Origin of the sequence: Rhodopseudomonas sp., from assembly GCF_048594845.1 — a bacterium.
Lineage (GTDB): Bacteria > Pseudomonadota > Alphaproteobacteria > Rhizobiales > Xanthobacteraceae > Rhodopseudomonas.
The window spans coordinates 1-6,001 of record NZ_JBMDXE010000390.1; the positions used below are offsets into that span (position 1 = coordinate 1).

The window sequence follows — 6,001 nt, forward strand, 5'->3', positions numbered from 1 at the left end:
GCGGCTTCCATCTGGCGTGCGGATCTACGCGGTCGGTGACGTTCACGGCCGTGCAGACCTGCTGGCGCGCAATTTCGAAGCCATTGATGCGGATCTTGTTGAGCGGCCGATTGCGAGGTCGATCGAGGTTTATCTGGGAGACTATGTCGATCGCGGGCCGAATGCTCGCGGTGTGCTCGATCTGTTGATCGAGCGGCGGGGCAAGCGCGAGGCAGTGTGCCTCAAAGGTAATCACGAAGCCTTCATGCTGGACGTGCTCGCGGAGCCCCGCAAGCTTGGCGACTGGCGGCTGTTTGGCGGGCTGCCGACGCTGCTGTCCTACGGCCTTCGGCCCAGCGTCAATCCAGGCCCCGACGAGCAAGTTGATTTGGTGAAAAGTCTCACCCAATCGATGCCGGACGGCCATCTGGCCTTTCTGCGGAGCTTGCAATCCTCGTTCAGTTTCGGCGACTATTACTTCGTTCATGCCGGTGTGCGGCCCGGCGTCGCTCTGGACGCCCAGCGCGATGAGGATCTGCTCTGGATTCGCGATGAGTTTCTCAACAGCACGGCCGATTTCGGCAAGTACGTCGTTCACGGGCACACGCCGGTCCCCGAGCCAGAAATCCATTCGAACCGCATCAACATCGACACGGGCGCTTATGCGACGGGAAAGCTGACTCTGCTGGCCATCCAGGACGACGTGATGGCGGCGATTTAAGGCGGAAAGCGATGCTTCAGGTCCTCGAGCGTGGTGGTGCGTCGCCGTTCGGGCGTCCAATGCGAAAAGCTGGTCCGGGAAAAGCCGCGGCGGCGTGGCGTTTCGCAGTCGCAGTGCTGGGCGCGCTGTTGCTGTTCTATTCCGCTGCGCGCGTCGCCGTGGCGCTGAGCGCCCAGCAGGGGGAATTGAACGACGCGAGGCGCTTGGCTGCAAGGCTGACATGGAATGGTGCTGCGTTGGCGGATGAGGCCGCCGCGCGTGCGCGCCGTGTGCTGGACCAGCCATCCGCCGATGCATCGGCGCTTCGAACGGACAACGCGGAAGCACAGGCGGCGCTGATGGACGCGTTGTCGGTCTCGCCGCTCTCGGCAGAGCATTGGCTGCTGCTCGCCCTGCTGAAGCGGCAACGCGGCGAGCCGGCCGTCGCGTCATTGAAAATGTCGTTTCTGACGGGTCCAATTCCGCCGGTTGTCGTTCTCGCACGTTTACGTGCGGTAGCGACCAGCGCGGCGGCACGTGACGAGGAGATTTCTTTGCTGGCTCAATCGGATATCCGGGGGCTGCTGGTCCCGTCGGCGCCGGCGGTCGAGCAACAACTTCGCGGCATCCTTCGGGATGCAACGCCGGACGGGCGTGCGTTTCTGCGGTCCGCAATTTCGGCCGTCGACGTTGGCCTCGCGGCGAAGCTTCAATAGCTCTTTCGGCCGGCCGGACCGGTCGATGCGCCTCGTTTAATTCGAATTGCTCGCGCGGGTTCATGTCAGCCCACGAATGGCGTCACGCCTGTCCGACCGCTTTCGGCCAATTTAAATATAAACACATAATGTCATTTAATGTTGCGACGAATTGCGTTTCCGCTGCTCCTGTGCTGCAAATAGGCCGGGCAAGAAGGGGAACGTCTTTGGCACGGATGTTTGGCGTTGTGCTGTCGCTTGTCATGGCGACTTTCTGGTTCGTCATGACGGTATCACCAGCTTCGGCAATATCGGCCGCGCTGGCGAAAAAATGCCAGTCCGCCGCGCTTCTCGCATTTCCAAATCAGCGCGTCGGGACCATGTCGGGCGTCGAGGCCCGTGAGAAATTCCGGCGCGATTGCGTCGAGAAGAATGGCGAAACAGTTTCCCCGGCATCGACCGAAGCATCGCCGGCCAAGTAGGCAGGATTGACCTTCAGCGCAGATGGGACTGGAGCTTGCCATCCCGATAGGTGCGCTGGATCGCTCTGCCCGATGGCAGTGCATTGGTAGGAATATTCTGGATCGCGGTCGGTCGTGACGGTTGCACCGTCGCGCCCTGTCCGGTGGGCCGCGTGGCCCCGGAGGTCGGTGTCTGCTTGATGCCTTGTGCATTGGCGGTCTCGCCAAGCGCCAGAGCCGAGAGAAGCAGCGCGATCCTGAGCATGTCCATATCCCGAGGCGTTCACGTTGAACGACTTTAGCGTTCAAGCAGGATTGTTGCCAGATATTAAATTTTATTTCGGACGCGCTCCGGCTGGATTGGCAATAATTAAATAATTCTCAGCGGGAGTTTCGTCTTTTCGGCTGCTGATATTTAATATAAGGCTGAGAGGCTGCCGCACGCTGAGCGATGCGGATGGGCGGCGCGACATTCCCGAGCGGAGGGACATTCCATGGTGCTGAAAATGATGTCTGTCGCAATCTTCGCTGTCGGCGCGATGATCGCCGCGCCATCGGGAGCGGGCGCCGCAATGCCCGTAACGCCGTGGGCGCGGGCAGTGGACGTCGTGCCGGCCTCGTTCTGGGCGCGGCCTTATCCCGACGGCTATACGGGCTGGCGCCGCTGTCCGCTGGTGCGAGTCCAGACCGAATATGGCTGGTATTGGGAGCGTCTTTGTGCCGCCGAATCGACTGAGCCGGTGCTGCGTCGGGCGTATTGAAGCCCCGCCACAGTCGCTGACGGTCAGGGCTGCGCCCGACAAGGTCCGAGCCTGATATTGGCGTGGTCCTTCGTGCGGTGCCCCAGGGATCGGTTGCTATCTGTAGCGCGAGCGGCCGTCGTGCTTGTAGTTGCGATATTCCCGGAGGGGCGGCCGCACACCCAGCGGGATGGTTGACCTCTGAGGGCCCAGATTGGGCGTGGATGTCGATCGCGACGGCGTCGAGCTCGGCGCACCCGAAGAGGTGCGGCTCGTGGCGGGACTGGATGGATCCTTGACGCCCTGTGCGCAGGCGATGGACGTCGACATTCCGACACTGAAGGCTGCCGCAGCAACGAGTATCCGCATGATGAACCCCCCGGGTCTTACACCGTCACGGTTTTCGTGGGCCAACTCTCGGTCGCAATCGACGTTCCGCCTTGGCTGCTGCCACAGCAGTCGCATGGGCGGTCGCAGCATGGGCAGCGCAGGCTGCGGTCCCAGAGCACGAAATGCAGCTCACCCCCGGCAGGTTATTTAATGCCGCGGACGGTGCTGACAATTGAGTTTGATGAGCCGCGCTTGGCGATGCTGCGATTGAGATGAGGCCATTGGCCAAATTTCCCTGGCCGTCGAAGCCGCGGCTCAAATCCGCCTTACAAGTTGAACGAATGACAACGTCTGACAGCCTCACGCGGTTGCGATCCTCGCCAGCGGACAATCCTCTGCAAGTGTATTTTTCCTTGGCGCTGTCGCGCATGATCGACGCCGCGCAAGCGGACCAGGCGCAGCTTCGCCATACGATTTACGAACTCGCACGGGTGAAGCTGCGGGAGGAATTCCGTCACCGAGACGTCGAAGACATCGAACGCTTGGTTGCTGCGCTCGACGGCGCGATCGAAGGTGTCGAGTCGTTTGCCGACCGGCGCGACAGCCAGCCGGAATGGCAATCAGCCTTGGCTCGGCTGGCCGCGCCGGACGATGTCGTCAGGCCGTTCGTTGCTGCACGGACTATTCTTCACGGCGACCACGCGGCGCCCATGTTGCGTGAAAAGTCTGCTGCGGGCGAGGCGAGGATTGATCCGGGGGCCGCCGGGCACCTCGGCAAGCTGCCGTCACGCGCCTTTCCGTCGACGAGCTTTGCAGTTGTTGGACGCCTTGTGCTGATTGGGGCTCTGATCGCGGGCAGTGGTGCGACGGCTTTGAATTGGACCCGACTGCATCGCATCGCACTTGAGTGGCGGCCGTCCGCGTCAGACGTTGCTTTGACCCAGAGCAGTTCCGATACGAACGGCCGCGAAGCGCCCGATACACCATCGCCGACGTCGCATCCGCCGCCGGCTCCGACCGCGCCGGGCTTCCCGTTGCCGTCCAGTTTCGGCGTCTATGCCATCGATGGAGATCGGCTTGTCGAACTCAAGCCGCTCCCGGGCAGAGTGCCAGATCCCCGCGTTGCAATTTCTGCGGCGATTACGACGCCGAGCGATGCGCGTCTTGCATCGAGCCAGCCACGCTTCGTGTTGTTCAGGCGCGACCTGGTCGCGAATGCGCCTGAAGCGTTGCAGATGCGGGTTGTCGCAAAGGTCAGGAGCGCGATGGCGGCTCGTCGCGATGCGAAGTCTTCGGAGGCGAGAGAGACGGACACCTGGGTTATTCGCAACATCTCTCTCCCTTACAGGGTCGGTCCGATTGAAGGACAGTCCGAGATGATCCTGATCCAACCTGAGGCCGACGATCGGCCGCTACCGGCGGGGCGCTACGCTCTTGTCATCAAGGGCCAGGCCTTCGATCTGTCAGTGGACGGCCGGGTCACCGATCCACGACACTGCCTGGAGCGCGTCAACGCCGCGAACGGGACCTTCTATACGCCTTGCCCCGGCGGCTAGAGCGCCACTTCGTCACGGGCGCGTGGCCAGCACCTCACTGTGCTCCGGGAAGCTGGCGACAACCGTTGCTTTCAATGTCTCGAAACGGTGGATGTTCGCTTCGAGTTCGCGGAGCCGGCGTTCGCCGTTGGCGATTTCAAAGCTGAACACGTTCTGCAACGCCGTGTTCGCGGGCTCCCGGTCGAGATATTCGTCGGCGTCGTTACCGACCGTCATGGCGGCGCGCGCCAACACGTCGCTCAGCCGTCTGCCCAAGCCGGCGTGTTCCGCCCGGCAGGCCTGCAGAGCGAGGTCGATGGTCTCAGCGATTGACGCGACGCGGAGCGCGTCCGAGCGGCGGTCGCGCTCCGGCGAGCGCGCTCTGAACACGTCGTTCGTCTTTGTTCGGCCGAACAGCTTGAACATCGCGCCCACCTTAAGCTCCTGTCCCAAACCCACGCGGCGCCCTTCGTTTTTCGATCGCGCGGTGCGCCTCCGCTATCAATCTCAGTCGATCCGTTCTGCCAGCGCCCACCTCCAGGCAATCGCTCCGAATGTTACGCCGGCCACGGCGATGTACGCGGCTAGACAACCTGACAGGAAAAGTGCGGTTCCGGTGAATGCCCGCAGCAAACGCGCAACCTTGGCCAACATAGCCTCCAATTAAATATTAATATATTAATATCAGGCTTTGAGGTGATCGCCAGCATAAAGTGGTGCTGGCCCAGACCAGTCGCCGCGTGTGCATGGCCTCTATTGAATGTCGATAAGATGGACTGTGCGCCGCAATCGGCGGCTCGCGTCCGCCGCACCGCGGCGCCCGGCTCGTCTTGGCGGAGGGGCAACGGCCTGGCGGCCCGCCCGGCGTGGAAGGCGGAGAGCGGTCAATGACTGTAGATGGTCGATTCCAACTGTGAATTGGTTTCCTTGCGATCGTGGTGTTGGCTCTGGGGCTGGTCGTCTGGCAGCTCTATCAAGCCACCCTCACAGGCTGCGCTGGCTCCGGAGTCGGGTGATCGCGTCACTGGTTCTGCGGGTGGATTTTCCTCGCGGCCTTTTAATATGCTTGCGATTAGGGCTGGAAGCGAACTCGATCCCGAAACGTACGGTGGCGCACTAATCGGGCGTTACAGCGGGGCTGCCCGGCGTCGAGCGAAGCAGCACTCTATCATTTGGCGGCCCTTCCAGCGAGCTGCATGTAAGGCCGCGTGTGCTTTGCTTCCAATAGGCCGGCGCGTCGCCCGTCTCGGTCCCGTGACAAAGGCTTATGATCTTCTACGGCCCAGTGCGGAGTTCGTGCAACCATTGTCAAGCGCGCTCGCGAGCCTTCCTGACTAGCCAAGCGAACCGGCGCGCTGAGGTGCTCCTTATGGGGACGGCAGCGAGATGTCGGGGCCTGTCGCGAGCCGCACATAGGCCGAGAGAGGACTGAAGCTCCTCTGCGCGAGCGATCAAACGCTGGGCATGCTTACTCACAGGGCAGGTTGTCGAACGTCCCGGCCTTGGAGGTCCTATGGAGAATTTGAGGCATTTTGCGCCTGTACAGGATCCATCGTTCAGC

7 protein-coding genes are annotated in these 6,001 nt (G+C 62.1%); 5 read left to right on the forward strand and 2 right to left on the reverse strand.

From position 1 onward, the window contains the following. From ACOJTD_RS26720 to ACOJTD_RS26730, 3 genes are all read left to right on the forward strand, one after another. A partial coding sequence (locus ACOJTD_RS26720; RefSeq protein ID WP_420135865.1) for a metallophosphoesterase family protein occupies window positions 1-700 on the forward strand: 700 nt, incomplete at its 5' end. Window positions 701-711: 11 nt separating this feature from the next. Next, window positions 712-1,395: a hypothetical protein gene (locus ACOJTD_RS26725; protein WP_420135866.1), complete on the forward strand. Its 684-nt coding sequence runs from the start codon at window positions 712-714 to the stop codon at window positions 1,393-1,395. Window positions 1,396-1,457: 62 nt separating this feature from the next. Continuing rightward, entirely contained in the window at window positions 1,458-1,856 is a 399-nt protein-coding gene (locus tag ACOJTD_RS26730) for a hypothetical protein (RefSeq protein ID WP_420135867.1), read from the forward strand. Window positions 1,857-1,869: 13 nt separating this feature from the next. On the opposite strand, the gene ACOJTD_RS26735 is transcribed toward ACOJTD_RS26730, so the two are convergent. Then, the gene (locus tag ACOJTD_RS26735; RefSeq protein WP_420135868.1) at window positions 1,870-2,100 is read right to left on the reverse strand and encodes a hypothetical protein; all 231 of its coding nucleotides are present in this window, start codon (window positions 2,098-2,100) and stop codon (window positions 1,870-1,872) included. 241 nt (window positions 2,101-2,341) lie between these two features. Here ACOJTD_RS26735 and ACOJTD_RS26740 point away from each other — a divergent pair, with 241 nt between their 5' ends. Next, window positions 2,342-2,596 (forward strand): hypothetical protein, encoded by a 255-nt coding sequence (locus ACOJTD_RS26740; RefSeq protein ID WP_420135869.1) that lies wholly within the window; start codon window positions 2,342-2,344, stop codon window positions 2,594-2,596. Between the two features lie 590 nt (window positions 2,597-3,186). Further along, window positions 3,187-4,461, forward strand: coding sequence for a hypothetical protein (locus ACOJTD_RS26745; protein WP_420135870.1), 1,275 nt, complete (start codon window positions 3,187-3,189; stop codon window positions 4,459-4,461). A gap of 12 nt (window positions 4,462-4,473) precedes the next feature. Here the strand turns inward: ACOJTD_RS26745 and ACOJTD_RS26750 are convergent, their stop codons facing one another. Beyond that, complete coding sequence (locus ACOJTD_RS26750; protein ID WP_420135871.1) at window positions 4,474-4,866, reverse strand: hypothetical protein; 393 nt, start codon at window positions 4,864-4,866, stop codon at window positions 4,474-4,476. Window positions 4,867-6,001: the final 1,135 nt, after the last annotated feature.